The sequence below is a fragment of the Brevibacterium pigmentatum genome (assembly GCF_011617465.1).
GTDB classification, from domain to species: domain Bacteria; phylum Actinomycetota; class Actinomycetes; order Actinomycetales; family Brevibacteriaceae; genus Brevibacterium; species Brevibacterium pigmentatum.
In genome coordinates this window covers 1,170,384-1,195,035 of sequence record NZ_CP050153.1, presented here as the reverse complement: position 1 = coordinate 1,195,035, position 24,652 = coordinate 1,170,384, and the positions used below count along the sequence as shown (strand labels likewise).

Sequence of the window (24,652 nt, the reverse complement as noted above, 5' to 3'; positions counted from 1 at the left end):
GTGAGCGACCGGGCCGATCTCGCAGAGTTCATCGACCTGGCCCCACGCCTGGCGCGGGCACGCGGCGAAGAGGACCACTATGTGCCTCTCTTCGCCGCCGATATCCGCGACTGGTTCACAGGCCGAGGGTGGTTCGACGAGCCCGTCGAACTGTGGCTGTTCGACAGCGAACAGGGAGTAACGGCGGCCCGAGTCATGTGCCACCGTTCCGCTGCCCTGGCAGCCGAGTTGGATTCCGCTCACGCTTCTACGCCGCCTCTGTTCTTCGGCGCAGCAGAAGCCATCGACGCCGAGGCACTGAGCGGGGTGATCTCATTCCTCGTCGAGCGCGCCGAGCAGGTGGGAGCATCACGGATCTTCGGTCCGGTCTCTCCCCTGCCCAACGTCACCGGAGGTCTGCTCACCGACGGAGTCGATCGTCCCGGCTTCTTCGACTCCGCATGGAATCCCGCTTTCTGCTGGCCGACGTTCGCCGAAGCCGGGTTCGAGGCCTGGGGGCTCGCACACACGTGGGAGGTGCCCGTCGGTTCCATTCCCGCCGCCCGAGCCACCGCGGTCACCGCCGCCGAATGGCAGCGCCTGGGCCTGCGACGGCGCCGTGTCTCTCGATTCGGTCTGCGCCGTTTCGCCGACCGGCTGCTGCCGACTCTCAACTCGGCCTTCGCCTCTCTGCCCTATTACACCGCTATCTCACCCTCACAGCTGCGTTCACAGATGCAGGGCCTGTCCGCCCTGATGGATCCCGACCTCATCATCGATATCACCGGTGCGCATGATCCCGCCGACGCTCCACCTCGCTGCTTCGCACTCGTCATCCCCGACCCGGCGCCGATCCTGCGCCGCCACGGCGGCCGCCTCGGTGTGCGAGCCTTCCTCGACCTGCTCCGGCACCGTCACACGATGAGAGACGCCGTGCTCATCATCCAAGGCACCGACCCCCGCCATCAGGGATCGGGCCTGCTCAGCCTCGCAATCAGGGACCTCAACTCCGCGCTGATCGCCAAAGGATACCGACGGCTGCGGGTGACGTTCATCGCGGAGGACAATCCCGCCTCGGCGGCGGTCTTCGCCCGCTCCGGCGGCAGGAAGATGCACCGGCTCGTGTTCGTCGATCGCCAACTGTCCCCGTCCTCGCCCGAGGAGCACCATTGACACTGACCACCGCCCTCATCGAGTCACTCTTCACCGTTGCGGCTTCCGCCCCATCGGCCCACAACACCCAGCCGTGGGTCCCCGAAATCATGGATTGCACGCCTGCGGCCGCGCAGGTGCGGGTCGGCGTCGACCCCGCTCGCCTGCTGCCGCACGGGGACCCGCGCAGCGAGGACCTCCACCTGGGCATGGGCTGTTGGCTGGAATCGCTGGTCATCGCCGCTGCCGAGGCGGGAGTGCGCACCGAATTCGTCACCGTACGAGGACGCGGTCCCACCTTGGACATCCACCTGCGCCTGACCACCACGGAATCCTCGGCCGACCCCTCAGTGAGGTGCTCGGAGACGACGGCACGGACCGCATGGCCCCGTTTCGGGGTCGCCGACCTGCACCATCGTCAGGTCGACCGCGGCCCCTTGGAACGGTCGGAAGCCAGTTTCGCGAAGGCCATGTTGATCTGCCGCACCGCCATCGCCGAGACCGGGGTGCGCCTCGTGGAAGTCCCCGACCGCACATGGCGCGGATGGCTGCGCCGTGCAGCGCTGCATTCCTATGGCGACCGGGCGGTGTTTGCCGAGACTCTGCGCTGGCTGCGCTTCGATGCCGGCGACCCGCTCTACCACCAAGACGGACTCACCGCCGAGTGTCTGCGCATCTCCCCGCTCGGTGCCCGGGCCGCGGCGGTTCTCGATCGCCCATGGCTGCATTCCCTGATCACCGGCCTGGCCTCGGCGGGACTCGCACCCGTCGCTTCGGCAGACTCGGCGAAACGGCGGTTGGCACGCTCAGGTCGACGGTCGCGACTCGCGCGCCCGTCACGTTCGCTGAATGACAGTCTTCCTCCGGCTTCTGCGGCGGCGGAACTCATAACGGCTGCTCGTCCCGAGCGACGGCATCCGCACCATCTGATCTTGTCCGTCCCCGAGCGGCCAGCGCTGTCGGTCGCGGACGAAGTCGAGGTCGGACGAGTCCTGCTCCGAATCTGGCTGATGCTCGACCGATACGGGTTGCGCGTCGACGTCCATTCCGAACTCAAGGACAGCCCGACCGTCCGAAGCGAACTGGCGGCCTGCCTCCGCGATCGGCCGATCGCCGCCTTTTCGGTGGGAACCTCGACAACCCCGGTCCCCCGAGCACCTCGATTGTCACCTTTCTAGCCCTGCCGCCGGAGGCAGGTGGAGGTGTATCCACTCAGGAGATGGGCGCACAGGGAATTCACACCCGCGACCTCTTGTGCTGTAAGGTCGGCTCGGCCTATCAAAGGAGCTGAGCTCAGATGTCGGAAACCACTTTCCGCACGATTGCGATCGTCCTCTACTTCATCGGCATGCTGGCCATCGGCTGGTTCGCCTACCGTAAGACGAAGAACAATCTCGATGACTATATGCTCGCCGGGCGCGGACTGCGACCCAGCGTTGCCGCCCTGAGCGCCGGTGCATCGGATATGTCCGGCTGGCTGCTGATGGGGTTGCCCGGGGCCATCTACGTCTCCGGTCTCATCGAGGCCTGGATCGCCATCGGCCTGACGGTCGGTGCCTGGGTCAATTGGAAGATCGTCGCTCCGAGGCTCCGCGCGTTCACGGAGAAGGCGGGCGACTCGATCACCATCCCCAGCTTCTTCGAACAGCGGCTGAAGGATCGGACACGACTGCTGCGCATCGTCTGCGGCATCATCATCCTCGTCTTCTTCACCTTCTACGTCTCGTCGGGCATGGTCGCGGCCGGCAAGTTCTTCGAGTCGAGCTTCGGGCTCAACTACCTCGGTGGAATGCTTCTCGTCGCCGCGATCACGATGATCTACACCCTCTTCGGCGGATTCCTCGGTGCGACGCTCACCGACGTCGCCCAAGGGCTGCTGATGTTCGCCGCTCTGGTGGCAGTGCCGATCGTCGCCGTCATCAACGCCGGTGGCCCCTCAACCGTGATCAGCAACGTCTCCGAGATCGATCCCGGACTGCTCAACTTCTTCGGCTCCGAAGGCTTCTGGACCTTCGCGACCATCACCTCCGTCGTCTCCGCCCTAGCCTGGGGGCTGGGCTACTTCGGCCAGCCGCACATCATCGTGCGCTTCATGGCTCTGCGCACTCCCGCCGACGCCACCGTCGCCCGGCGCATCGGCGTCGGATGGATGGCGATCTCCGCGCTCGGTGCCATCGCCACCGCCATCGTCGGCATCTCCTACTTCTCCCAGCACGCGGACATGGAACCCGCCGACGCCGAGACCGTCTTCCTCGACCTGGCACAGATCCTCTTCCACCCGTTCATCGCCGGCCTCGTGCTGGCTGCGGTGCTGGCGGCGATCATGTCGACGATCTCCTCGCAGCTCGTCGTCACCTCGTCGGCCCTCATCGAGGACCTGTTCAAGATCGTCGCGCTGCGCACCGGATCCACGCGGACTTTCCAGGACAAGACCTACGTGCTGCTCGGCCGCCTCGGTGTGCTCGTCGTCGCCGTCATCGCGGTGGTCCTCGCGATCTCACCGTCGAACAGCATCCTCGACCTCGTCGCCTTCGCATGGGCAGGTTTCGGCGCCTCGTTCGGCCCGATTGTCCTGCTCACCCTGTTCTGGAAGCGCCTGAGCAACTGGGGCGCCCTGTTCGGTCTGCTCTCCGGTGCCGTCGTGGCCTTCGTCTGGGGCCAGGTCAGCACCCCGATGACGGACGCGATCTACGAGATCATCCCCGGCTTCGCCGTCAACCTCATCGTCGCGGTCGTCGTCAGCCGCTTCACCTACAAGCACGACGAGGCCTCTGACATCGAGTTCGACGAATCCGTGGCGCTCTCCCGCGTGAGGTGAGAACCGACTCGTGAAGTGAGAGCCGACGCGAGCTGAACGAAGGCTGGGGCGTGATTGCGCCCCGGCCCTCGTCATATCGAGACGTCAGTCTGACCCATGGCTTACCCACCGTCGGTGCGCTGAACGGATCGCGGTACATCCGCAGATGCCCGCCCCAGAAGAGAGGACGCCGGTCACTCATGCGGTGACATTACGTTGAGAGCCACAGGTTGCGTACCGGAACAATCGCTTTTCGTTCCAATCATCTGGATCGAAACCGATGATTGGAACGAAAAGCAATTGATCACGCCGAGGTGGCCGGACAGGTGCGTGGAAACCGACCCCGCCGAGGCGGCCCGATAGTTTCGTACATCGGCACCCAGAGGCACCGGTGAATACACTTCAGGCGGGCACCTGTGTGGGTGCCCGCCTGAAGTGTGTGACGTCCGGATTCGGAGTACCGAGCCGGATGTCGGTCGAGGAGCTTACTTCTCCTCGACAGCCTCGGAGGACTCTTCAGCGGTCTCGACGTCAGCCTCGACAGCGTCAGCCTCGACAGCGGCATCTTCGGCCGGAGCCTCGTCGACGACCTCGGCCTCAGCCGGTGCCTCTTCTGCCGGAGCGGCAGCAGCGGCGGTAGCCTGCTCGGCTTCCTTCACGGTTGCCTGCTTCGGCGAGTAGGGCTCGAGGACCAGTTCGATGACGGCCATCGGGGCGTTGTCGCCGGGGCGAGGACCGATCTTGGTGATACGGGTGTATCCACCGGGACGCTCGGCCATCGTTTCGGCGATCGAGGTGAAGAGCTCGTGCACGATCGACTTATCGGAGATCTGGCCGAGCACGCGACGACGTGCGGCCAGGTCACCCTTCTTGGCGTTCGTGATCATGCGCTCGGCAACCGGGCGCAGGCGCTTGGCCTTCGTCACGGTCGTCTTGATCTGCTTGTGCTCGAACAGCTGGGCTGCCAGGTTGTTGAGCATCATGCGCTCGTGTGTGGGCGATCCGCCGAGGCGGGGACCCTTAGTTGGGGTTGGCATTGTCAGTTACTCCTAGGTCTTAATCAGTACTGTTCGTCTTCGACGTAGGACTGGTCCTCATCAACGAGGCCGGCTTCGAATCCGGCAGGACTGTCCTTGAGGCTCAGGCCGAGCTCGTTGAGCTTCGCCTTGACCTCGTCGATCGACTTCGAACCAAAGTTGCGGATATCCATCAGGTCGGCCTCGCTGCGAGCAACGAGCTCACCGACGGTGTGGATGCCTTCGCGCTTGAGGCAGTTGTAGGAGCGCACGGTCAGGTCGAGGTCTTCGATCGCCAGCGCCAGGTCGGCGGCGAGGGCCGCGTCCACAGGCGAGGGTCCGATCTCGATGCCTTCAGCTTCGACGTTGAGCTCTCGAGCCAGGCCGAAGAGCTCGACCAGAGTCTTACCCGCAGATGCGATGGCATCGCGCGGGGTCATCGAGGGCTTGGTTTCGACGTCGAGGACCAGACGATCGAAGTCGGTGCGCTGTTCGACACGCGTGGCTTCGACCTTGTAGGTGACCTTGAGAACCGGGGAGTAGATCGAATCGACCGGGATCCGGCCGATCTCTGCATCCGCGTTCTTGTTCTGAGCGCTCGAAACGTATCCGCGTCCGCGTTCGATGGTCAGTTCCATGTCCAGACGACCCTCACCATTCAGCGTGGCGATGTGCAGGTCCGGGTTGTGGATCTCGACTCCGGCAGGAGCAGACACATCGGCAGCGGTCACGGTGCCAGGTCCCTGCTTGCGCAGGTAGGCGACGACCGGTTCGTCGAATTCGGACGATACGACCAGGGACTTCAGGTTGAGGATGAACTCGGTGACATCCTCCTTGACTCCCGGCACGGTGCTGAACTCGTGGAGCACTCCGTCGATCCGGATGGACGTGACGGCGGCACCAGGGATCGAGGACAGCAGGGTCCGGCGAAGCGAGTTGCCGAGGGTGTAGCCGAATCCGGGCTCGAGCGGTTCGATGGCGAACCGTGAGCGGTTATCGGAGACGACTTCTTCCGTGAGCGTTGGGCGCTGTGCAATGAGCACGTGGGCTTCCTTTCAGCGAACATCCGCTATATGACGTTCGCACTGCACGTCATGGCCGTAAGGGCCATGAAGAACGGTTCGGGTTATCTGGGAATCCGTTCTGCGACCGATGTCGGGCTCATACCCGCCATCCGTTGCAGTTCCACGGAAGGATCAGCCGCGGCGGCGCTTGGGGGGACGGCAGCCGTTGAACGGAACGGGGGTGACATCCTGGATGGTTCCCAGTTCCAGGCCGGCAGCCTGCAGCGAACGGATAGCCGTCTCGCGGCCCGAGCCCGGTCCCTTGACGAACACGTCGACCTTCTTCAGGCCGTGTTCCTGCGCCCGGCGAGCAGCCGATTCAGCAGCCATCTGAGCGGCGTACGGGGTCGACTTGCGCGAACCCTTGAAGCCGATCTCACCTGAGGAGGCCCAGGAGATGACAGCACCGGTCGGATCGGTGATCGACACGATGGTGTTGTTGAAGGTTGATTTGATGTGAGCCTGGCCGGCAACGATATTCTTCTTCAGCTTGCGGCGAGGCTTGCGCACTGTAGCGGCGCGTGACTTGGGAGGCATATTGTCCTACTCCTGATCGAGGTGGTTGGCCTCAGCCAACCGGGTGAGCGAGTTACTTCTTCTTACCGGCCACGGTGCGCTTGGGGCCCTTGCGGGTACGCGCATTCGTCTTGGTCCGCTGACCGCGAACCGGCAGACCGCGGCGGTGACGCAGGCCTTCATAGCTTCCGATTTCGACCTTGCGGCGGATATCGGCGGCCACCTCGCGGCGGAGGTCACCCTCAACCTGGAATGTGCCCTCGATGTAGTCACGCAGCTGGACGAGCTCTGCGTCGCTCAAGTCCTTCACACGGGTATCAGGGCTGATTCCCGTTTCGGTCAGGGTCTGGCGCGCACGGGTGCGGCCCACACCATAGATGTAAGTCAAGGCGACTTCCACGCGCTTTTCACGCGGGATGTCGACTCCGGCAAGTCGTGCCATGGGTACTGTCTCCTGTTGTTGTCTCGGAGGTGCTGATGCAAACCTGTCCTTGGTCTCCCAAGGTCTCCGGCCCCCGACCGGAGGTATCGTCCTGTGTCCGTTCCACTGAAGTTCTCACTTCTCATGGCGCCGAACGCAGATGGCGAGGTTTGCGCGGGTGTGGTGCTGCTGAGGCTCCTGTCAGAGGAGCCTCGATCTGCTCAGAACGAGCTGCTCAGCCCTGGCGCTGCTTGTGGCGCGGGTTGGAGCAGATGACGATGACCCGGCCGTGACGGCGGGTAATCTGGCAGTTCTCGCAGATCTTCTTGACGCTGGGCTTAACCTTCATCGTTTTTCCTTCTTTCGGTCCCTGCCCGTCAGGACAGGACGCGAATGATCGAAGATCCTTACTTGTAGCGGTAAACGATTCGTCCGCGCGAGAGATCGTATGGAGACAGCTCCACGATGACCCGGTCCTCGGGAAGGATGCGGATGTAGTGCTGACGCATCTTTCCGGAGATATGTGCGAGCACCTTGTGCCCGTTGCTCAGCTCAACCCGGAACGATGCGTTCGGCAGAGCCTCGACAACGGTGCCTTCGATCTCAATGACCCCTTCTTTTTTGGCCATATCGTTCGCTAACCTCGTATTCCCGCGAAACCTTCGCGTTCGACGTAATCGTGTATCACCGACTCAATGCCGGTGACCCCTCGGCCTGCAGTCCTCGTCACCACATGAAAAGAAGTGGATGGCAGAAGCCGCCCACATCTGAAAAAGGGTGAGTTGAATGAGAACAGACCAATCATCAACCCTACACTACGGAGAAAGATTCTTCCACACGGTGTTCGCTTCTCAGCGTGAAGTCCCTTACAATCCCATCTTCGCCGAGGCGGCCCTCCGTTCCCATGACCTCTGACGACGGACTCACCCCACCTTCCGCGCCCCGACTGCTAGCGTGAGAACCGCACCCGACGCAGTCCCCGAAGAGGAGTACAGAGATGTCCGATTTCGATGCCATCACCGAGGAATCCCTGGTCGCGAAGGGCGGCCGCAAGTGGTCGTCGTTCCCCGGCTCCATCGGCGCCTTCATCGCCGAGATGGACTTCGGGGTCGCCCCCGCTGTGCGTCAGGCGCTGCAGACCGTCGACGAGCGCGACCTCTACGGCTATGCTCCCGCCGATGCCGTCGCCGATCTGCGAACCGCGACTTCGAGCTTCTGCTCCGAGCGCTTCGGCTGGCGGATCCCCGTCGGCCACATCGAACCGGCCAGTGATGTGCTCGCCGCGTTCCTCGGCGTGCTCACCCATCTCACCCCGGCCGACACTCCGATCGTGCTGCCGACTCCGGCCTATATGCCGTTCTTCGACCTCGCGCGCGTAACGGGACGCGAGCTCATCGAAGTCCCGATGCTGCGGTCGGAGACCGGATGGTCCCTCGACCTCGATGCCATCGCCGCTGCCTTGACTCCCGGCGCGACGTTCGTCCTGTGCAACCCGCATAATCCCATCGGCAAGGTCTACACGGAGGCCGAGCTGATCGCCCTCGCCGACGTCATCGAGGCGGCCGGCGCCCGGGTGTTCTCCGATGAGATCCACGCGCCCGTCATCTATGCCCCCGCGCGGCACATCCCCTATGCCACACTCACCGAGGCGACCGCCGCCCACACGGCCACCGCGACGGCAGCGTCGAAGGCCTTCAACATCCCCGGTCTCAAATGCGCTCAGCTCATCCTCACTTCCCCCGCTGACCGCGAGATCTGGGCGAAGAAGGGACAGTTCGTCTCCGGTGCTGCCTCCAACCCGGGGATCCTCGCGACCACGGCGGCGTATACCCGTGGCGGCGACTGGCTGAGCGAGGTCAACGGCTACCTCAAGGGCAATCGTGACCACTTCACCGATCTCGTCGGCTCACTGCTGCCGAACGCCGCCTATATCGAACCGGAAGGCACCTATCTGGCGTGGCTGGATCTGCGCGGCTACGGCTTGGAGTCCGGTCTGTCCGATCGCATCCGATCCCGCGCCGAGGTGGCCGTGACCGAAGGGCGGCTGTGCGGTGAGGTCGGGGCCGGGCATATCCGGTTCAACTTCGCCCTCCCCCGTCCCCTGCTCACCGAGGCGGTCAAGAGGATCGCCCGGATCCTCTGAATTGCGGCCCGAGTCCGTCACCTTTCGGCGGCTCAGCGCTCAGGCAGCCACTCGATGAGGTCGAACGAAGAGCTGGCTCCCGCACACTCACGGATCTGCTGATCGAAGCGCAGATAGTATTCGAGGTTGCACTGCCGCATCAGAGCACGGAACCGCACGGCCGGCTGACTGCCCTCGACAAGGGCCTCGGGCAGCAGCGGGTGGCTCATCACAGCGCGGGCGACATCGAAGTACAAGTCGAAGAAGCCTCTCAGGCTCAGCCCTGGGCATCCGGTGCCCGGGGCTGATCCGCCGGGACTCAGTACGTTCATGCGCTGCTCGATCGGAGGCAGCTGGGCGAGGGCGGCGTCGAGCTCGAACGCACGCGTCGTCATTCTGCGGGCGGCCGCGATGGAATCAGGTGTCAGCTCTCCCGCTTCAGACCAGCAGGAACCGGGCATCTCGGGCAGAAGCGCCGTGAGGTGAGTGCTTCGGTCAGCGAAGCCGATGAGGATTCCCGGTCGAAGCTGCCTGTATCCCAGGCTCCGGGCGATGTACTGCAGTCGGTCCCGCAGCCCACGCTCGGCTTCCCGAACGGAATACACAACGGTGTGGAAGCGCCCCTCGTACTCGGGAAACACGTGATCACCGGCGATATCGCCGAAATCCGAGAGGATGTGTTCGCTCAGCCGGTAGACGGAGACCCGCCCCACCCGTTCGCTGCCGATGATGCCTCGTTGGACCATCCGCACGAGCTGATTGTGTACGCTGGAGGACGAATACCCGTGTTCAGCAAGCACACGGACGATGACGGGCCCCGGCAGCCCGCTCGCCTGCAGACACCCGAAAGCGGAGATCACGTCGAAGGCGATCCGTGTCATCCGATACCGATCACCCACATCTGTCCGACGTTTCGGGACATCGTGGACACTCGTCATGGCCAGATCCTACCGTGAAAACACAAGGATCGGTGCCGACAGAACCGAGATCGCAGCGACGCGACGAGGAGCCACGACATGGATGACGAGAAGCACTCAATCGATCAGCGCGCGTACCAGATGTCCCGCACATCCGGACTGCTGGCGGGAGCCATCACGGCCTTCATCGCCTTCTGCGCATTCCAGATCTTCGGATTCACCATCGCCGAGACCGCGACGTGGATGTTCGCACTCGGGCTGATGGCGGCATCCGGAACATTTGCCGCAGTCTACTTCGTCGGCAGGTCTGCTTTGAGACGGCAGATGCCGGCGACCTGAATCCTCCCCTCGGGCGCATCCCCCGGGTGCTCCCCTCAGACGCCCTTCGGAGGCACGGGAGTGATTCCGAACGGCGCCAGCCCGGCCGCTCCCCCGTCGGCGGCTGTGAGTACCCAGACTCCCCCATCGTGGCGAGCCACGCTGTGTTCCCAGTGGCTCGCCCGTGAGCCATCCGCTGTGACGACCGTCCAGTCGTCGGAGAGCGTGCGTGTGTCCGCTCCTCCGGTGGTGAGCATCGGTTCGATCGCCAGGCACATTCCAGGCTTGATCTTCGGGCCGTTCGAGCGTGCACGGTAGTTGAGCACCTCGGGAGCCATATGCATGGAGGTGCCGATGCCGTGGCCGGTGAACTCTTCGACGAGGCCCAGATGAGGGTAGGACTCGGAGACGAAGTCATCGATGGCATCGCCGATATCGCTGACCTTCGTACCGGTTGCGAATGCGGCGATGCCGGCCCACATCGCCGCCTCGGTAGCGGATGAGAGCTCACGGTCGGCGGCAGTGCCGGCGTCGTCGCCTCCGACGATCATCGTCAGAGCCGAGTCCCCGTGGAATCCTTCGACGATTGCGCCGCCGTCGATCGAGACGATGTCGCCGGCTTCGAGGACACGGGAACCCGGGATGCCGTGGACGATCTCCTCGTTCACGGAGATGCACACGACAGCGGGGAATCCCTGATAGCCCTTGAAGTTCGAGCGGGCGCCGGCGGAGTCGATGACGGCTTCGGCGGCGGCGTCCACCTCGGCGGTGGTGGCCCCGGGAACTGCCGCGGACCGGGCCGCTGAGAGCACATTTCGTGTCAGCTGCCCGGCCCGATGCATAAGCTCAAGCTCCGCGGGAGTCTTCAGCTCGATACGTGGTCCGAAGATCATCGAATGGTCGACAGGATGCGTTCGGTGATGTCGTTGACTTCGCCCAGTCCGTCGACCTGACGCAGCAGACCGCGGCTGCGGTAGATATCGGTCAGCGGCTGCGTCTGCTCTTCGTAGACATCGAGGCGGTGGCGGATGACGTCTTCGCTGTCATCGCTGCGCCCCTCGGTCTGAGCACGGGCGAGCAGACGAGCGACGACCTCGTCGGTGTCGGCCGTGAGTTCGACGACATGTTCGATGGCTTTGTCCTCAGCTGCGAGGATCCGGTCGAGCTCATCGACCTGGGCGCTGGTGCGAGGGTATCCGTCGAGGAGGAAACCAACGGCAGCATCATCCTGTGCCAGACGGTCGGCAACCATGGAGTTCGTCACCTCATCGGGAACGTACTCTCCGGCGTCCATATAGCGTTTGGCCAGTTTGCCCAGTTCGGTCTCGCCCTTCACGTTCGCCCGGAAGATGTCTCCGGTCGAGATGGCCGGGACGCCGAGCGCCTCGGACAGGCGTGCGGCCTGGGTGCCCTTGCCGGCGCCGGGAGGGCCGATCAGGATGATGCGTGAACTCATAAGGTGTCCTTCCAATGGGATGTCCGCTGTACGTCAGCGTCCGGTCGAATCAGCGCAGCAGGCCCTCATAGTGGCGCTGCTGCATCTGCGCGTCGATCTGCTTGACCGTTTCGAGGCCGACGCCGACGACGATGAGCAGGGAGGTGCCGCCGAACGGGAAGTTCTGGTTGGCGTTGATGAGCACCAGTGCAATCAGCGGGATGAGGGCCACGAAGGCAAGGTAGAGCGAGCCGGGGAAGTTGATGCGGCTGAGTACGAAGCTGAGGTATTCGGCAGTCGGGCGACCGGCACGGATGCCGGGGATGAAGCCGCCGTACTTCTTCATATTGTCCGCGACCTCTTCAGGATTGAAGGTGATGGCCACGTAGAAGTAAGCGAAGAAGATCGTCAGCAGTGCGTACACGGTGATGTAGATCGGGTGATCACCGCGGGTGAAGTAGGTGTTGATCCATTCGACCCACTTCGACTCGGGATCGAAGAACTGCGAGATCAGGCTCGGCAGGTAGAGAACCGAAGAGGCGAAGATGACGGGGATGACACCGGCCATGTTCACCTTGATCGGGATATAGGTCGAGGTTCCGCCGAACATCCGACGGCCCACCATGCGCTTGGCGTACTGGACGGGAATCCTGCGCTGCGACTGCTCGACGAAGACGACGAGAGCGACGAGAACGAGACCGACGGCCATGACGATGAGGAAGATGTCGACGCCCTGCTCACGGAAGATCGCGCCGAGCGAGGACGGGAAGGCGGAGGCGACGGAGGTGAAGATGAGCAGCGACATTCCGTTCCCGACGCCATGCTCGGTGATCTGTTCGCCCAGCCACATGATCAGGCCGGTGCCTGCGGTCAGCGTGAGGACGAGGACGGCGATGCCCCACCAGGTGTCATTGGCGATGAGGTCCTGGCAGCCTTCGACATTGCCGAACAGTGCGCCGGAGCGGACAGTCGCGACGAGAGTCGTCGAGTTGAGGACCGCGAGGCCGATGGTGAGGTAGCGAGTGTACTGAGTCAGCTTCGCCTGACCGGAGGCGCCTTCCTTGTGGAGCGCTTCGAAGCGAGGAATGACCACTCGCAGGAGCTGGACGATGATGCTCGCGGTGATGTAGGGCATGATGCCCAGAGCAAAAATCGACAGCTGCAGCAGCGCGCCGCCGCTGAAGAGGTTGATCATGGCGAATCCGCCCTCATTGAGCTGAGGCGAAGCCACGCATTCCTGCACCTTGGTGTAATCGATACCAGGCGAGGGAATGAACGAGCCGAGTCGGAAGATGACAAGAATGCCCAGGGTGAAGAGGAGTTTCTTCCTCAAGTCGGGCGTTCTGAAGGCCCTCCGGATTGCGCCGATCAAGCGTCCTCCTCGTTGGGGGATGAAAAGTCAGAGTCGTGGTCGCGACCTGGCGATTGAGACAAATACCTGCAAAAGACTACCAGGGTATGCCCTCCAGTCCGAAACCGGCGAAGCCCGATGCGGAGACCTTTCAGGCCGTGTTCCGGGCGACATCGCAGCGCTCGCGGGCGGTGGTCGAGCTGCCATCGGACTGCTCACGGATGATCTCTGTCTCAGTTCCACGGGATGCAGAAAGGGGGCGGCCACCGAAATGACCGCCCCCTTTCAGGCGTTGAAGCCGGGAACCCGTTCCGAATGGAACGGATCAAGCCTCGTTGGCGCTTCCGCCTGCAGCCTTGATCTTCTCAGCTGCTGAGCCGGAGAACTTGTCTGCAGTGATGTTCAGAGCCACGGTGATCTCACCGGTGCCGAGAACCTTGACGGGCTGCTTTGCGCGCACAGCGCCCTTCTCCACGAGATCGGCGACGGTGACGTCTCCGCCCTCGGGAAACAGGCTGGACAGCTTGTCGAGGTTGACAACCTGGAACTCCACCTTGGCGGGGTTCTTGAATCCACGCAGCTTCGGCAGACGCATGTGCATCGGCGTCTGGCCACCCTCGAAGCCGTGCGGAACCTGGTAACGAGCCTTCGTGCCCTTGGTTCCGCGTCCGGCCGTCTTACCCTTCGAAGCCTCACCGCGACCCACGCGGGTCTTGGCGGTCTTGGCTCCGGGAGCAGGGCGCAGATCATGCAGCTTCAGCGAGTCGTTGTTCGACATATCAATCGACCTCTTCCACAGTCACGATGTGGCGGACAGCGTTGATCATTCCCCGGATCTCGGGGCGATCTTCCTGCACCACAACGTCGTTGGTCCGCTTGAGACCGAGCGAACGCAGCGTGTCGCGCTGGCTCTGACGGTATCCGATTGCGGACTTGCGCTGAGTAATCTTGAGCTTTGCCATCAGGACTTCGCCCCACTTTCAGCAGCTGCTCGCAGCAGTGCGTGCGGAGCAACCTCGTCGACGGGCAGGCCACGGCGAGCCGCAACCTCTTCCGGACGCTCAAGGCCCTTCAGTGCGGTGATCGCGGCGTGCACGATGTTGATCGCGTTCGCCGAGCCCAGCGACTTGGACAGAACGTCCTGGACGCCTGCCGCATCGAGGACCGCACGAACGGGTCCACCGGCGATGACACCGGTACCGGGAGCAGCCGGACGCAGCAGGACGACGCCTGCGGCTTCCTCGCCCTGGACCGGGTGCGGAATGGTCTTCTGGATGCGGGGAACGCGGAAGAAGTTCTTCTTCGCTTCCTCGACACCCTTGGCGATGGCGGCAGGAACTTCCTTCGCCTTGCCGTAGCCCATGCCGACCATACCGTCGCCGTCACCGACCACGACGAGAGCCGTGAAGGAGAACCGACGTCCACCCTTGACGACCTTCGACACACGGTTGATCGTGATGACGTGTTCGATGAACTGGTTCTTGTCTTCACGGTCGTTGCGACCGCCGCGTCCACGGCCTTCGCCGCGTCCGCGACCCTGACCGCCCTGTCCACCCTGGCCGCGGCCACGGGGGGAACGATCACCGCTGTTGTCGGTACGGGTTTCAGCAGCTGCCTGCTGTTCCTTGTTCTCTTCAGTGCTCATAGGGCCAATCCTCCTTCACGGGCACCTTCGGCGATTGCCTGCACACGGCCGTGGTAGGCATTGCCTCCGCGGTCGAAGACGACGGATTCGATACCGGCGTCCTTTGCACGCTGAGCAACCAGCTCGCCCACCTTGCGGGCCTTGCCGGTCTTATCGCCTTCGAATGTCCGCAGATCGGCTTCCATGGTGGAGGCCGAGACCAGGGTCTTGCCGACGGTGTCGTCGATGACCTGGACGAAGACGTGGCGCGTAGAGCGAGTCACTGACAGGCGCGGGCGCTCGGTCGTACCGCTGACATGCTTGCGCAGTCGAGCGTGACGACGCTTGCGAGCAGCTGCCCTGCCCTTGCCGTAGCTTTCCTTCTTGCCAAAGGCCATCTTTACTTACCAGCCTTTCCGACCTTGCGACGGACGATTTCGCCGGCGTAGCGCACACCCTTGCCCTTGTAAGGCTCAGGCTTGCGCAGCTTCCGGATGTTCGCAGCGGTCTCACCGACGAGCTGCTTGTCGATTCCGTGGACAGCGACCTTGGTCTGACCGTCGACGCTGAAGGAGATTCCCTCCGGCGGTTCGACGACGATCGGGTGGCTGTAGCCGAGGGCGAACTCGAGGTTCGATCCCTTGGCCAGGACACGGTAACCGGTTCCGACGATCTCGAGGGCCTTGGAGTAGCCATCGGTCACACCGACGATCATGTTGTTGATGAGCGTGCGGGACAGTCCGTGCAGCGAACGCGATTCGCGCTCTTCGTCCGGACGGGCCACTGTGATGACACCGTCTTCGAGCGATACGGTGATCGGCTCGGCGATGGTGACGGACAGTTCGCCCTTAGGTCCCTTGACGGCGACATCCTGGCCGTCGACCTTGACCTCGACGCCGCTGGGAACGGAGATCGGGTTCTTGCCAATACGTGACATGTTCTTCTCTCCTTCCTTTACCAGACGTAGGCGAGGACTTCCCCACCCACACCCTTCTTGGCGGCCTGACGGTCCGTCAGGAGACCTGACGAGGTCGACAGGATGGCGATGCCGAGGCCGCCGAGAACCTTGGGCAGGTTCGTGGACTTCGCGTAGACGCGCAGCCCCGGCTTCGACACACGGCGCAGGCCGGCGATCGAACGTTCCCGGTTGGGTCCGAACTTCAGGTCCAGGAGCAGCGTCTTGCCGACTTCGGCGTCTTCGACGCTCCAGCCGGTGATGTAGCCCTCGGTCTTGAGGATCTCGGCGATGTTCGACTTGAGCTTCGAGAACGGCATGCTGACGTCCTCGTGATAAGCCGAGTTGGCGTTGCGCAGACGCGTAAGCATATCTGCGACTGGATCAGTCATTGTCATTTGGGCACTTGCCCTTCCTCGTTACGGTTTCCGCCCACATACTGTGCTTGGACCTGCAACGTAGCGATTATTTTTGCTTGAACGGGAACCCGAGGTGACGCAGCAGTGCACGTCCCTCATCGTCGGTTGCCGCGGTGGTGACGACGGTGATATCCATACCGCGGACGCGGTCGATCCGGTCCTGGTCGATCTCATGGAACATGGACTGCTCCGTGAGGCCGAAGGTGTAGTTACCGTTTCCGTCGAACTGACGATCCGAGAGTCCGCGGAAGTCGCGGATACGCGGCAGTGCCAGAGTGATGACGCGGTCGATGAACTCCCACATCCGGGCTCCGCGCATGGTGACGTGAGCGCCGATGGGCTGACCCTCGCGCAGCTTGAACTGTGCGATGGACTTGCGGGCACGGGTCACGACGGGCTTCTGACCGGTGATCAGAGTCAGGTCGTTGATCGCGCCTTCGATCATCTTGGAATCGCGTGCTGCGTCACCCACACCCATGTTCACGACGACCTTGGTCAGTCCGGGAACCTGCATGGGGTTGGCGTAGTTGAACTCTTCCTGCAGCTTCGCAACGATCTCTTCGCGGTAAATCTGCTTGAGACGCGGTGCGGGACGGCTGGTGGTTGTTTCCGTCATCAGATCTCCTCCCCGGTGCGACGCGAGAAGCGAACCCGAATGGTCTTGGTGCGACCGTCGCGTTCGACGCTCTCCTCGCGGTATCCGACGCGGGTGGGCTTGTTGTCCTTGGGATCAACGAGCGCCACGTTGGACACGTGGATGGGGGCTTCGTGGGTCTCACGGCCACCAGCGGTGCCGCCGGCCTGAGTCTGCGTAGCCTTCTTGTGCTTGATCACGCGGTTGACGCCCTCAACGAGGACGCGGTTGCGTTCGGGGTAGACGGCAAGGACCTTGCCCTGCTTCCCACGATCGCCACCACGGGACTGCCGAGCGCCGGCGATGACCTGGACGAGGTCGCCCTTCTTGATATTGAGCTTGTTCGCCATGCTCACAACACCTCCGGTGCCAGGGAGACGATCTTCATGAACTTCTTGTCGCGGAGTTCGCGTCCCACGGGTCCGAAGATACGGGTGCCGCGCGGCTCCTCATCGTTCTTGAGGATGACAGCTGCATTCTCATCGAACTTGATGTAGGAGCCGTCGGGACGACGACGTTCCTTGGCAGTGCGAACGATGACGGCCTTGACGACGTCACCCTTCTTCACGTTGCCGCCCGGGATTGCATCCTTGACGGTTGCCACGATGGTGTCACCGATCGAGGCGTAGCGCCGACCGGAGCCACCCAGGATCCTGATTGCCAGGATCTGCTTGGCGCCAGTGTTGTCGGCGACTTTGAGTCGCGACTCTTGCTGAATCACTATTCTCTCCTGTCGTCGCGCTGGTTCTCACGCGCTGAGCGCGAGCCTTGCGGAACGGATTCATTGACATTTCACCCCGTTCCCGGTAGCCGCCCGCGGCCTGCTGGAGGCCGCGGGCGGGACCAGGTGGGTGGGGTGGCGTTGACTACTTGGCGCGTTCGACGATTTCGACGAGCCGCCAACGCTTCGCGGCCGAAAGGGGCCGCGTCTCGGCCACGAGGACGAGGTCGCCGATACCGGCGGTGTTCTCTTCGTCGTGAACCTTGTACTTGACCGACTTGCGCATGACCTTGCCGTAGAGGCGGTGCTTCATGCGCTCCTCAACCTCGACGACGATGGTCTTGTCCATCTTGTCGGATACAACATAACCACGTGCGGTCTTGCGGGAGTTGCGTTCCGCAGCAGTGGCCTCGGTATTCGTGGTCTCCGCCATCACTTGCTCTCTTCCTTGGCATCAGCGGGGTTCGGACGGATGTCCAGCTCCCGTTCGTTGAGCACGGTGTAGATACGAGCGATGTCGCGACGCACGGCCTTGAGGCGACCGTGGCTCTCCAGCTGACCGGTGGCCGACTGGAAACGCAGGTTGAACAGCTCGGCCTTGGCCTTCTTGAGCTCTTCTTGCAGACGCTCGTTGTCGTAACCGTCCAGCGCGTCGATGGAAAGGTTCTTCGAACCGATAGCCATTCTCACTCACCACCTTCGCGGGCCACGATACGGGCCTTCAGCGGAAGCTTGTGGATCGCCAGGCGCAGAGCCTCGCGAGCAACTTCCTCGGACACACCGCCGAGTTCGAACATGACTCGACCGGGTTTGACATTGGCGATCCACCACTCCGGCGAACCCTTACCGGAACCCATGCGGGTCTCGGCAGGCTTCTTCGTCAGCGGGTGATCAGGGTAGATGTTGATCCACACCTTGCCGCCGCGCTTGATGTAGCGCGTCATGGCAATACGTGCGGCCTCGATCTGACGGTTGGTGACATAGGCCGGCTCGAGAGCCTGGATGCCGTAGTCACCGAAGGACACCGTCGTGCCTCCCTTGGCGGCGCCGCCCCGGTTGGGGTGGTGCTGCTTGCGGAATTTCACTCGACGAGGGATCAGCATATCTCAGCCCTCCGATCCGGCCTCAGCCGCGGGGGCTTCGGCACTGTTCTCAGTATTACGGGCCTGGTCGCCGCGGCGCGGTGCGCCTTCCTGACCACGTCCGCGGCCTCCACGACCGCGCCCACGGCCGCGCGGGCCACGAGCAGCAGGAGCCTTGGCCTGCTCGGCGGCAAGCTCCTTATCGGTCATGTCGCCCTTGTAGATCCACACCTTGACGCCGATGCGTCCGAAAGTGGTGTGGGCTTCGTGAACGCCGAAGTCGATGTTCGCGCGCAGCGTGTGCAGGGGCACACGTCCTTCGCGGTAGAACTCGGAACGGCTCATCTCAGCACCGCCGAGGCGGCCGGAGCACTGCACGCGGATGCCCTTGGCACCTGCGCGCTGGGCGCTCTGGATCGCCTTGCGCATCGCGCGGCGGAAGGCCACGCGGCTGGCGAGCTGCTCGGCAACGCCCTGGGCGACGAGCTGTGCGTCGACCTCGGGATTCTTCACCTCAAGGATGTTGAGCTGAATCTGCTTGCCGGTGAGCTTTTCGAGCTGACCGCGGATACGGTCTGCTTCGGCTCCGCGACGGCCGATGACGATGCCCGGGCGTGCGGTGTGGATGTCGACGCGGACACGGTCACGCGTGCGCTCGATGTTGACCTTCGAGATGCCGGCCCGTTCGAGGCCGGTGTTCATCATCTGGCGGATCTTGACATCTTCGAGCACGTAGTCACGGTAGCGCTGCCCCGGCTTGGTCGAGTCAGCGAACCACTTCGACTTGTGATCCGTGGTGATTCCGAGTCGGAATCCATTCGGATTGATCTTCTGGCCCATTAGCGGTTCCCCTTCCGGCTCTTGCGCTGAGGCAGGTCGTCACCGCTGGCCAGGACCACTGTCACGTGGCTGGTGCGCTTCTCGATGCGGAATGCGCGACCCTGGGCACGCGGACGGAACCGCTTCATGGTCGGCCCCTCATCCACGAAGGCTTCGGAGATGACCAGTTCGTTCTCGTCGAACGCAACGCCTTCCTCGTCGGCCCGGACACGCGCATTGGCGATGCCGGAGGCCACGAGCTTGTAAATCGGATCTGATGCCGACTGTTCTGCAAACTTCAACACTGCAAGTGCTTCGGTCGCCTGCTGACCACGAATGAGGTCGATGACGCGCCGAGCCTTGCGAGGCGTAACGCGCAGGTACCGCGCCTTAGCCTTGGCTTCCATCGCTTCCTTCTCTCTTCTCTAGGATCGAAAGAGTGCCCCGCCTCAGCGGCGGCGCCCCTTGCGATCGTCCTTTTCGTGGCCACGGAACGTCCGTGTCGGTGCGAACTCGCCGAGCTTGTGTCCGACCATCGACTCAGTGATGAAGACGGGGACATGCTTGCGTCCGTCATGTACTGCGATGGTGTGTCCCAGGAAGTCCGGGATGATCATCGAGCGACGAGACCATGTTTTGATGACATTTTTGGTGTTCTTCTCGTTCTGACGAGCCACCTTCTGGAAGAGGTGTTCGTCGACGAAAGGACCCTTTTTGAGGCTACGAGGCATAAGTCAGTACTCCAATCAGCGCTTCTTGCCGGTCCGGCGACGGCGCACGATGTACTTGTCGCTCTCCTTGTTCGGCCGGCGTGTGCGGCCCTCCAACTGACCCCACGGGCTGACTGGGTGACGACCACCCGAAGTACGGCCCTCGCCACCACCATGCGGGTGGTCGATCGGGTTCATCACGACACCGCGGACGGAGGGGCGCTTGCCCTTCCAACGCATGCGGCCTGCTTTGCCCCAGCTGATGTTCGACTGCTCGGCATTGCCGACCTCGCCGACCGTTGCACGGCAGCGCGCATCGACGTTGCGGATTTCGCCCGAAGGCATCCGCAGTTGTGCGAAACGGCCGTACTTCGCCACGAGCTGCACGGACGAACCGGCAGAACGAGCGATCTTGGCACCGCCACCGGGACGCATTTCAACTGCGTGCACCACGGTGCCGACTGGGATGTTGCGCAGGGCAAGGTTGTTGCCCGGCTTGATGTCTGCACCCGGACCGGCTTCCACCTGTGCGCCCTGCTTGAGGTTCTGCGGAGCGATGATGTAGCGCTTCTCTCCGTCTGCATAGTGCAGCAGAGCGATGCGAGCCGTACGGTTCGGGTCATATTCGATGTGTGCGACCTTCGCCGGAACGCCATCTTTGTCATGGCGGCGGAAGTCGATGACACGGTACTGACGCTTGTGACCGCCGCCCTGGTGGCGGGTAGTCACGCGTCCCTGGCTGTTGCGGCCGCCGCGCTTGGGCAGCGGGCGCAGAAGCGACTTCTCCGGTGTAGACCGGGTCACTTCGACGAAGTCGGCGACCGACGAGCCACGGCGGCCCGGGGTCGTCGGCTTGTGCTTACGGATTCCCATGAGTCTTGTCCTTCTTTGACGAAGGATCGCTTAGAGCGATCCACCGAAGATGTCGATCGATCCGTCCTTGAGGGCGACAATGGCACGCTTGGTGTCCTTGCGCTTTCCCCAACCGGTGCGGGTACGGCGGCGTTTGCCCTGACGGTTCAGGGTGTTCACCTTGGCGACCTGCACATCGAAGATCGTTTCAATGGCTTGCTTGATCTCGGTCTTGTTCGAGTCCTGGTCGACGAGGAAGGTGTACTTGCCTTCGTCCATCAGGCTGTAGGTCTTCTCCGAGACGACCGGAGCGACGATGATGTCGCGCGGGTCCTTGAAGTTCAGACTCATGATGCGTCCTCCGATTTGCGGTTTCCGCTCAGGAACGCGGCCAGAGCTGCCTCGGTGAACACGATGTCATCGGCGAGCAGCACATCATAGGTGTTGAGCTGATCGGAGGTGAGCACGTGAACGTGGGGCAGGTTGCGCACGCTCAGGTAGGTGAGCTCGTCGTCACGCTCGAGCACCACGAGAGTGTTCTTGCGCTCGGACAGGCCGGCCAGTGCGGCCTTCGCCTGCTTGGTCGACGGGGCGTCGCCGGTGACCAGGTTCTTCATCACGAAGACCTGATCGAGGCGTGCACGATCAGACAGGGCTCCGCGCAGAGCGGCGGCCTTCATCTTCTTGGGGGTCCGCTGCGAGTAGTCGCGCGGGACCGGTCCGTGCACGATTCCACCGCCGTTGTACTGAGGAGCGCGGATCGAACCCTGGCGGGCGTTGCCGGTTCCCTTCTGACGGTAGGGCTTGCGACCGCCACCGCGGACTTCGGAGCGGGTCTTCGTCTTGTGCGTACCCTGACGGGCCGCAGCCAGCTGTGCAACGACGACCTGGTGGATCAGGGGCACGTTGGTCGGCACGCCGAAGACCTCGGCGGGCAGATCAACCGAGCCGGCCTTGGCACCAGCGGCATCGATGACGTCGACTGTCTTGACATCAGTCATTACGTTCAGGCCTCCTTCACGGCCGAGCGAACGAGGACGACTCCACCCTTGGGGCCGGGAACGGCACCCTTGATGAGCAGGAAGTTGTTCTCGTTGTCCACGGCGTGGATCGTGAGGTTCTGGGTGGTGTGCTTGACAGCGCCCATACGGCCGGCCATGCGCATACCCTTGAACACGCGACCAGGTGTCGCGGCTCCGCCGATCGAACCTGGCTTGCGGTGATTGCGGTGCTGACCGTGGGAGGCGCCGACACCGGCGAAGCCGTGACGCTTCATAACACCGGCGGTGCCCTTGCCCTTGGTCTTCGCGGTCACATCGACCTTGATTCCGGCTTCGAACGTGTCGACGCCGAGTTCCTGGCCGAGCTCGTAGTCAGCAGCGTCTGCAGTGCGCAGTTCGACGAGGTGACGGCGCGGGGTCACGCCGGCCTTCTCGAAGTGGCCTGCGGTCGGCTTGTTGACCTTGCGAGGATCGATCTCGCCGAACGCGATCTGCACAGCGGGGTAACCATCGGTTTCCTCGTTGCGGACCTGAGTTACGACGTTGTTTCCGGTGGCCACAACGGTCACCGGCACGAGGTTGTTCTGCTCATCCCAGACCTGGGTCATGCCCAGTTTGGTTCCCAGCAGGCCCTTGACCTTGCTGGTGGTCGGGAGAGCGGATGAACGAGTGTTCGCCATTGCTGCCTCCCTTAGAGCTTGATCTCGATGTTGACGTCGTCAGCGAGGTCGAGACGCATCAGCGAGTCGACTGCCTTCGGCGTCGGGTCGACGATGTCGATCAGACGCTTGTGCGTGCGCATTTCGAAATGCTCACGGCTGTCCTTGTACTTGTGCGGCGAACGGATGACGCAGTAAACGTTCTTCTCCGTTGGCAACGGCACGGGGCCCACAACAGTCGCACCTGCGCGAGTGACGGTGTCCACGATCTTGCGTGCAGCACTGTCAATCACAGCGTGGTCGTACGACTTGAGCCGAATGCGGATCTTCTGTCCCGCCATGGCGTCGTCTCTTTCTTTAGTTGCTTCCGGCCATCAACTCGCAGAGACCTGAAAGCTCTCTGCCGTCTGTGCCGGCTGACCATGACCGACCCCCGAGGTCGGGCGTGTCGGCTGTTCCTGACGGAGAAATTCTCACTTCTCCCCCAAGTGCCGACGGCGCTTCTACTCATTGGCTGCTCGGTCCGAACCCGCATGGTGCAGATTCATCGATCCGATAGTGTTTCGGGCTGTTCGCGGTATCACTACCGCAGTGCAGGGGCCAACGCCCAAAACGCAACTTCACTATCTTGTCATAGAGCGCTTCACCCGCGCAATTCCGGGAACGGTGCCTGTGAGGGAACTCTCAAGGACTGCGTCGGTTCGTTTCGAACCCGCTTACCATCCGGCAGCCCTCGGCAACTCCCCCACCTGCATCAGCCGCCCGGACACCGACTCGTGCTGATCGGGCATGCAGAAGGGGCCGCAGCTCCGAAGAGCTGCGGCCCCTGCCTGTGGTACTCAGTGAGTCAGATCAGGCGTTGATCTTGGTGACTCGACCGGCGCCGACGGTACGTCCACCCTCGCGGATGGCGAAGCGGAGGCCGTCCTCCATGGCGATCGGCTGGATGAGCTCGACCGACATGTCGGTGTTGTCGCCGGGCATGACCATCTCGGTGCCCTCAGGCAGCGTGATGACGCCGGTGACGTCCGTGGTCCGGAAGTAGAACTGCGGACGGTAGTTCGAGTAGAACGGGTTGTGACGTCCGCCCTCGTCCTTGCTCAGGATGTAGACCTGGGCTTCGAACTTGGTGTGCGGGGTGATCGAACCCGGCTTCACGATGACCTGACCGCGCTCCACGTCTTCGCGCTTGGTTCCGCGAAGCAGCAGACCGACGTTCTCACCTGCACGGGCATCCGGCAGGGTCTTGCGGAACATCTCGATGGCGGTGACGGTCGTCTTGGACGACTTCTCCTTGATGCCGACGATTTCGATTTCGTCGTTCGGCAGGAGGACGCCGCGCTCGACACGACCGGTGACGACGGTTCCACGACCGGTGATCGTGAAGACGTCCTCAACGGGCATGAGGAACGGCTTGTCGACGTCGCGCTCCGGCTCCGGAACGTTCTCATCGACGGCAGCCATGAGATCCTGGACGCTCTTGACCCACTTCTCGTCGCCTTCCAGCGCCTTGAGAGCGGACACAGGAATGACCGGAGCGTTGTCTCCGTCGAACTCCTGGCTCGAGAGCAGGTCGCGAACCTCGAACTCAACGAGCTCGAGGAGCTCTTCGTCGTCGACCATGTCGGACTTGTTCAGCGCGCACACGATGTAGGGAACGCCGACCTGACGGGCGAGCAGGACGTGCTCACGAGTCTGGGGCATCGGACCGTCGGTGGCGGCGACAACGAGGATCGCACCGTCCATCTGAGCGGCACCCGTGATCATGTTCTTCACGTAGTCGGCGTGGCCCGGGGCATCGACGTGTGCGTAGTGACGCTTCTCCGTCTGGTACTCAACGTGCGAGACGTTGATGGTGATGCCGCGCTCCTTCTCCTCAGGTGCGTTGTCGACCTGGTCGAAGGCGCGAGCCTCGTTGAGATCCGGGTACTGATCCGCCAGGACCTTGGTGATCGCAGCGGTCAGGGTGGTCTTTCCGTGGTCAACGTGGCCGATGGTGCCGATGTTGACGTGCGGCTTAGTCCGTTCGAAACTAGCCTTTGCCACTGGGTTCCTCCTCGTGGTTGTCAAAAGATATGCGGTTCATAT

At 63.0% G+C, this 24,652-nt stretch carries 36 protein-coding genes; 5 read left to right on the top strand and 31 right to left on the bottom strand.

Annotated features, from left to right (window positions below; all coding sequences use genetic code 11):
* The 3 genes from GUY30_RS05350 (at window position 1) to putP (ending at window position 3,949) form a co-directional block, all read left to right on the top strand.
* A complete protein-coding gene (locus GUY30_RS05350) occupies window positions 1-1,152 on the top strand; it encodes a hypothetical protein (RefSeq protein ID WP_167194697.1) in 1,152 nt (383 codons plus the stop codon).
* On the top strand, window positions 1,149-2,309 hold the full coding sequence (locus GUY30_RS05345) for a hypothetical protein (RefSeq protein WP_167194695.1): 1,161 nt from the start codon (window positions 1,149-1,151) through the stop codon (window positions 2,307-2,309). Before GUY30_RS05350 ends, GUY30_RS05345 begins: the two co-directional genes overlap by 4 nt.
* 119 nt (window positions 2,310-2,428) lie before the next feature.
* Window positions 2,429-3,949, top strand: a complete 1,521-nt coding sequence (gene putP, locus GUY30_RS05340) for a sodium/proline symporter PutP (RefSeq protein WP_167194692.1) — start codon at window positions 2,429-2,431, stop codon at window positions 3,947-3,949.
* 464 nt (window positions 3,950-4,413) lie between these two features.
* On the opposite strand, the gene rplQ is transcribed toward putP, so the two are convergent.
* From rplQ to infA, 6 genes are all read right to left on the bottom strand, one after another.
* Complete coding sequence (rplQ, locus tag GUY30_RS05335; protein ID WP_167194689.1) at window positions 4,414-4,965, bottom strand: 50S ribosomal protein L17; 552 nt, start codon at window positions 4,963-4,965, stop codon at window positions 4,414-4,416.
* 23 nt (window positions 4,966-4,988) lie between these two features.
* On the bottom strand, window positions 4,989-5,987 hold the full coding sequence (locus tag GUY30_RS05330; protein ID WP_025777903.1) for a DNA-directed RNA polymerase subunit alpha: 999 nt from the start codon (window positions 5,985-5,987) through the stop codon (window positions 4,989-4,991).
* 153 nt (window positions 5,988-6,140) lie between these two features.
* On the bottom strand, window positions 6,141-6,545 hold the full coding sequence (gene rpsK, locus GUY30_RS05325; RefSeq protein WP_025777904.1) for a 30S ribosomal protein S11: 405 nt from the start codon (window positions 6,543-6,545) through the stop codon (window positions 6,141-6,143).
* 52 nt (window positions 6,546-6,597) lie between these two features.
* Entirely contained in the window at window positions 6,598-6,966 is a 369-nt protein-coding gene (gene rpsM / locus GUY30_RS05320) for a 30S ribosomal protein S13 (RefSeq protein ID WP_025777905.1), read from the bottom strand.
* Between the two features lie 214 nt (window positions 6,967-7,180).
* A complete protein-coding gene (gene rpmJ / locus GUY30_RS05315) occupies window positions 7,181-7,294 on the bottom strand; it encodes a 50S ribosomal protein L36 (protein WP_009884960.1) in 114 nt (37 codons plus the stop codon).
* Window positions 7,295-7,352: 58 nt separating this feature from the next.
* Window positions 7,353-7,574: a translation initiation factor IF-1 gene (infA, locus tag GUY30_RS05310; protein ID WP_009379245.1), complete on the bottom strand. Its 222-nt coding sequence runs from the start codon at window positions 7,572-7,574 to the stop codon at window positions 7,353-7,355.
* A 368-nt stretch (window positions 7,575-7,942) separates the two neighbouring features.
* On the opposite strand from infA, the gene GUY30_RS05305 reads away from it, so the two are divergent.
* A complete protein-coding gene (locus tag GUY30_RS05305) occupies window positions 7,943-9,088 on the top strand; it encodes a MalY/PatB family protein (RefSeq protein WP_167194686.1) in 1,146 nt (381 codons plus the stop codon).
* A gap of 32 nt (window positions 9,089-9,120) precedes the next feature.
* Here the strand turns inward: GUY30_RS05305 and GUY30_RS05300 are convergent, their stop codons facing one another.
* Window positions 9,121-10,005, bottom strand: a complete 885-nt coding sequence (locus GUY30_RS05300; RefSeq protein ID WP_167194683.1) for a PaaX family transcriptional regulator — start codon at window positions 10,003-10,005, stop codon at window positions 9,121-9,123.
* A 78-nt stretch (window positions 10,006-10,083) separates the two neighbouring features.
* Here GUY30_RS05300 and GUY30_RS05295 point away from each other — a divergent pair, with 78 nt between their 5' ends.
* Complete coding sequence (locus GUY30_RS05295; RefSeq protein ID WP_167194680.1) at window positions 10,084-10,323, top strand: hypothetical protein; 240 nt, start codon at window positions 10,084-10,086, stop codon at window positions 10,321-10,323.
* Between the two features lie 35 nt (window positions 10,324-10,358).
* On the opposite strand, the gene map is transcribed toward GUY30_RS05295, so the two are convergent.
* The 24 genes from map to tuf form a co-directional block, all read right to left on the bottom strand.
* Window positions 10,359-11,195, bottom strand: a complete 837-nt coding sequence (gene map / locus GUY30_RS05290) for a type I methionyl aminopeptidase (protein ID WP_167194677.1) — start codon at window positions 11,193-11,195, stop codon at window positions 10,359-10,361.
* Window positions 11,192-11,758 (bottom strand): adenylate kinase, encoded by a 567-nt coding sequence (locus GUY30_RS05285; RefSeq protein WP_167194674.1) that lies wholly within the window; start codon window positions 11,756-11,758, stop codon window positions 11,192-11,194. The genes map and GUY30_RS05285 overlap by 4 nt, the downstream gene beginning before the upstream one ends.
* Window positions 11,759-11,807: 49 nt before the next feature.
* Window positions 11,808-13,109 carry a preprotein translocase subunit SecY gene (secY, locus tag GUY30_RS05280; RefSeq protein WP_167194671.1) on the bottom strand — a complete coding sequence of 434 codons (1,302 nt, stop codon included), beginning with the start codon at window positions 13,107-13,109 and terminating at the stop codon, window positions 11,808-11,810.
* Window positions 13,110-13,413: 304 nt separating this feature from the next.
* Complete coding sequence (rplO, locus tag GUY30_RS05275; RefSeq protein ID WP_025777913.1) at window positions 13,414-13,866, bottom strand: 50S ribosomal protein L15; 453 nt, start codon at window positions 13,864-13,866, stop codon at window positions 13,414-13,416.
* A gap of 1 nt (window position 13,867) precedes the next feature.
* Window positions 13,868-14,050, bottom strand: coding sequence for a 50S ribosomal protein L30 (gene rpmD / locus GUY30_RS05270; RefSeq protein WP_025777914.1), 183 nt, complete (start codon window positions 14,048-14,050; stop codon window positions 13,868-13,870).
* Complete coding sequence (gene rpsE / locus GUY30_RS05265) at window positions 14,050-14,733, bottom strand: 30S ribosomal protein S5 (RefSeq protein ID WP_228281704.1); 684 nt, start codon at window positions 14,731-14,733, stop codon at window positions 14,050-14,052. Before rpsE ends, rpmD begins: the two co-directional genes overlap by 1 nt.
* A complete protein-coding gene (gene rplR / locus GUY30_RS05260; RefSeq protein ID WP_025777916.1) occupies window positions 14,730-15,110 on the bottom strand; it encodes a 50S ribosomal protein L18 in 381 nt (126 codons plus the stop codon). The genes rpsE and rplR overlap by 4 nt, the downstream gene beginning before the upstream one ends.
* 2 nt (window positions 15,111-15,112) lie before the next feature.
* Window positions 15,113-15,649 (bottom strand): 50S ribosomal protein L6, encoded by a 537-nt coding sequence (gene rplF / locus GUY30_RS05255; RefSeq protein WP_025777917.1) that lies wholly within the window; start codon window positions 15,647-15,649, stop codon window positions 15,113-15,115.
* Between the two features lie 17 nt (window positions 15,650-15,666).
* Entirely contained in the window at window positions 15,667-16,065 is a 399-nt protein-coding gene (gene rpsH, locus GUY30_RS05250) for a 30S ribosomal protein S8 (protein ID WP_025777918.1), read from the bottom strand.
* 67 nt (window positions 16,066-16,132) lie between these two features.
* Complete coding sequence (gene rplE / locus GUY30_RS05245) at window positions 16,133-16,702, bottom strand: 50S ribosomal protein L5 (protein WP_039206325.1); 570 nt, start codon at window positions 16,700-16,702, stop codon at window positions 16,133-16,135.
* A complete protein-coding gene (gene rplX / locus GUY30_RS05240; RefSeq protein WP_092015649.1) occupies window positions 16,702-17,070 on the bottom strand; it encodes a 50S ribosomal protein L24 in 369 nt (122 codons plus the stop codon). Before rplX ends, rplE begins: the two co-directional genes overlap by 1 nt.
* Before the next feature lie 2 nt (window positions 17,071-17,072).
* Window positions 17,073-17,441: a 50S ribosomal protein L14 gene (gene rplN / locus GUY30_RS05235; protein WP_025777921.1), complete on the bottom strand. Its 369-nt coding sequence runs from the start codon at window positions 17,439-17,441 to the stop codon at window positions 17,073-17,075.
* A 145-nt stretch (window positions 17,442-17,586) separates the two neighbouring features.
* Window positions 17,587-17,874, bottom strand: coding sequence for a 30S ribosomal protein S17 (gene rpsQ, locus GUY30_RS05230; protein ID WP_025777922.1), 288 nt, complete (start codon window positions 17,872-17,874; stop codon window positions 17,587-17,589).
* Window positions 17,874-18,125, bottom strand: a complete 252-nt coding sequence (gene rpmC, locus GUY30_RS05225; RefSeq protein ID WP_025777923.1) for a 50S ribosomal protein L29 — start codon at window positions 18,123-18,125, stop codon at window positions 17,874-17,876. Before rpmC ends, rpsQ begins: the two co-directional genes overlap by 1 nt.
* 2 nt (window positions 18,126-18,127) lie before the next feature.
* Entirely contained in the window at window positions 18,128-18,544 is a 417-nt protein-coding gene (gene rplP, locus GUY30_RS05220) for a 50S ribosomal protein L16 (RefSeq protein ID WP_025777924.1), read from the bottom strand.
* A 3-nt stretch (window positions 18,545-18,547) separates the two neighbouring features.
* Entirely contained in the window at window positions 18,548-19,363 is an 816-nt protein-coding gene (gene rpsC / locus GUY30_RS05215) for a 30S ribosomal protein S3 (protein WP_139468552.1), read from the bottom strand.
* Window positions 19,363-19,749 carry a 50S ribosomal protein L22 gene (gene rplV, locus GUY30_RS05210; protein ID WP_025777926.1) on the bottom strand — a complete coding sequence of 129 codons (387 nt, stop codon included), beginning with the start codon at window positions 19,747-19,749 and terminating at the stop codon, window positions 19,363-19,365. Before rplV ends, rpsC begins: the two co-directional genes overlap by 1 nt.
* 42 nt (window positions 19,750-19,791) lie before the next feature.
* Entirely contained in the window at window positions 19,792-20,073 is a 282-nt protein-coding gene (rpsS, locus tag GUY30_RS05205) for a 30S ribosomal protein S19 (RefSeq protein WP_025777927.1), read from the bottom strand.
* A 15-nt stretch (window positions 20,074-20,088) separates the two neighbouring features.
* Window positions 20,089-20,925, bottom strand: a complete 837-nt coding sequence (gene rplB, locus GUY30_RS05200; protein WP_039206335.1) for a 50S ribosomal protein L2 — start codon at window positions 20,923-20,925, stop codon at window positions 20,089-20,091.
* Window positions 20,926-20,955: 30 nt separating this feature from the next.
* Window positions 20,956-21,255 carry a 50S ribosomal protein L23 gene (rplW, locus tag GUY30_RS05195; protein ID WP_025777929.1) on the bottom strand — a complete coding sequence of 100 codons (300 nt, stop codon included), beginning with the start codon at window positions 21,253-21,255 and terminating at the stop codon, window positions 20,956-20,958.
* A complete protein-coding gene (gene rplD, locus GUY30_RS05190) occupies window positions 21,252-21,905 on the bottom strand; it encodes a 50S ribosomal protein L4 (RefSeq protein ID WP_025777930.1) in 654 nt (217 codons plus the stop codon). Before rplD ends, rplW begins: the two co-directional genes overlap by 4 nt.
* Window positions 21,906-21,910: 5 nt before the next feature.
* Entirely contained in the window at window positions 21,911-22,585 is a 675-nt protein-coding gene (gene rplC, locus GUY30_RS05185; protein WP_025777931.1) for a 50S ribosomal protein L3, read from the bottom strand.
* Between the two features lie 11 nt (window positions 22,586-22,596).
* Window positions 22,597-22,905, bottom strand: coding sequence for a 30S ribosomal protein S10 (gene rpsJ, locus GUY30_RS05180; protein ID WP_009379191.1), 309 nt, complete (start codon window positions 22,903-22,905; stop codon window positions 22,597-22,599).
* Between the two features lie 511 nt (window positions 22,906-23,416).
* Window positions 23,417-24,610 carry an elongation factor Tu gene (gene tuf / locus GUY30_RS05175; protein ID WP_167194667.1) on the bottom strand — a complete coding sequence of 398 codons (1,194 nt, stop codon included), beginning with the start codon at window positions 24,608-24,610 and terminating at the stop codon, window positions 23,417-23,419.
* Window positions 24,611-24,652: the final 42 nt, after the last annotated feature.

What these genes read in the sequence shown, in the direction of transcription:
- rpmD (WP_025777914.1), bottom strand. Translation starts at nt 14,050, where the DNA reads ATGGCAAAGCTCAAGATTACTCAGCGCAAGTCCGCAATCGGATACCGT.
- rpsK (WP_025777904.1), bottom strand. Translation starts at nt 6,545, where the DNA reads ATGCCTCCCAAGTCACGCGCCGCTACAGTGCGCAAGCCTCGCCGCAAG.
- rplW (WP_025777929.1), bottom strand. Translation starts at nt 21,255, where the DNA reads ATGAGTCTGAACTTCAAGGACCCGCGCGACATCATCGTCGCTCCGGTC.
- GUY30_RS05305 (WP_167194686.1), top strand. Translation starts at nt 7,943, where the DNA reads ATGTCCGATTTCGATGCCATCACCGAGGAATCCCTGGTCGCGAAGGGC.
- rplD (WP_025777930.1), bottom strand. Translation starts at nt 21,905, where the DNA reads ATGACTGATGTCAAGACAGTCGACGTCATCGATGCCGCTGGTGCCAAG.
- rplR (WP_025777916.1), bottom strand. Translation starts at nt 15,110, where the DNA reads ATGGCCTTTGGCAAGAAGGAAAGCTACGGCAAGGGCAGGGCAGCTGCT.
- rpmC (WP_025777923.1), bottom strand. Translation starts at nt 18,125, where the DNA reads ATGGCTATCGGTTCGAAGAACCTTTCCATCGACGCGCTGGACGGTTAC.
- rplP (WP_025777924.1), bottom strand. Translation starts at nt 18,544, where the DNA reads ATGCTGATCCCTCGTCGAGTGAAATTCCGCAAGCAGCACCACCCCAAC.
- rplX (WP_092015649.1), bottom strand. Translation starts at nt 17,070, where the DNA reads ATGGCGAACAAGCTCAATATCAAGAAGGGCGACCTCGTCCAGGTCATC.
- rpsC (WP_139468552.1), bottom strand. Translation starts at nt 19,363, where the DNA reads ATGGGCCAGAAGATCAATCCGAATGGATTCCGACTCGGAATCACCACG.
- rpsH (WP_025777918.1), bottom strand. Translation starts at nt 16,065, where the DNA reads ATGACAATGACTGATCCAGTCGCAGATATGCTTACGCGTCTGCGCAAC.
- rpsS (WP_025777927.1), bottom strand. Translation starts at nt 20,073, where the DNA reads ATGCCTCGTAGCCTCAAAAAGGGTCCTTTCGTCGACGAACACCTCTTC.
- rpsJ (WP_009379191.1), bottom strand. Translation starts at nt 22,905, where the DNA reads ATGGCGGGACAGAAGATCCGCATTCGGCTCAAGTCGTACGACCACGCT.
- map (WP_167194677.1), bottom strand. Translation starts at nt 11,195, where the DNA reads ATGATCTTCGGACCACGTATCGAGCTGAAGACTCCCGCGGAGCTTGAG.
- rplE (WP_039206325.1), bottom strand. Translation starts at nt 16,702, where the DNA reads ATGACGGAAACAACCACCAGCCGTCCCGCACCGCGTCTCAAGCAGATT.
- rpmJ (WP_009884960.1), bottom strand. Translation starts at nt 7,294, where the DNA reads ATGAAGGTTAAGCCCAGCGTCAAGAAGATCTGCGAGAACTGCCAGATT.
- infA (WP_009379245.1), bottom strand. Translation starts at nt 7,574, where the DNA reads ATGGCCAAAAAAGAAGGGGTCATTGAGATCGAAGGCACCGTTGTCGAG.
- GUY30_RS05300 (WP_167194683.1), bottom strand. Translation starts at nt 10,005, where the DNA reads ATGACGAGTGTCCACGATGTCCCGAAACGTCGGACAGATGTGGGTGAT.
- rpsQ (WP_025777922.1), bottom strand. Translation starts at nt 17,874, where the DNA reads ATGGCGGAGACCACGAATACCGAGGCCACTGCTGCGGAACGCAACTCC.
- rplC (WP_025777931.1), bottom strand. Translation starts at nt 22,585, where the DNA reads ATGGCGAACACTCGTTCATCCGCTCTCCCGACCACCAGCAAGGTCAAG.
- putP (WP_167194692.1), top strand. Translation starts at nt 2,429, where the DNA reads ATGTCGGAAACCACTTTCCGCACGATTGCGATCGTCCTCTACTTCATC.
- rplO (WP_025777913.1), bottom strand. Translation starts at nt 13,866, where the DNA reads ATGTCGAACAACGACTCGCTGAAGCTGCATGATCTGCGCCCTGCTCCC.
- rplQ (WP_167194689.1), bottom strand. Translation starts at nt 4,965, where the DNA reads ATGCCAACCCCAACTAAGGGTCCCCGCCTCGGCGGATCGCCCACACAC.
- rplB (WP_039206335.1), bottom strand. Translation starts at nt 20,925, where the DNA reads ATGGGAATCCGTAAGCACAAGCCGACGACCCCGGGCCGCCGTGGCTCG.
- GUY30_RS05285 (WP_167194674.1), bottom strand. Translation starts at nt 11,758, where the DNA reads ATGAGTTCACGCATCATCCTGATCGGCCCTCCCGGCGCCGGCAAGGGC.
- GUY30_RS05295 (WP_167194680.1), top strand. Translation starts at nt 10,084, where the DNA reads ATGGATGACGAGAAGCACTCAATCGATCAGCGCGCGTACCAGATGTCC.
- rpsE (WP_228281704.1), bottom strand. Translation starts at nt 14,733, where the DNA reads ATGAGCACTGAAGAGAACAAGGAACAGCAGGCAGCTGCTGAAACCCGT.
- rplF (WP_025777917.1), bottom strand. Translation starts at nt 15,649, where the DNA reads ATGTCACGTATTGGCAAGAACCCGATCTCCGTTCCCAGCGGCGTCGAG.
- rplV (WP_025777926.1), bottom strand. Translation starts at nt 19,749, where the DNA reads ATGGAAGCCAAGGCTAAGGCGCGGTACCTGCGCGTTACGCCTCGCAAG.
- rpsM (WP_025777905.1), bottom strand. Translation starts at nt 6,966, where the DNA reads ATGGCACGACTTGCCGGAGTCGACATCCCGCGTGAAAAGCGCGTGGAA.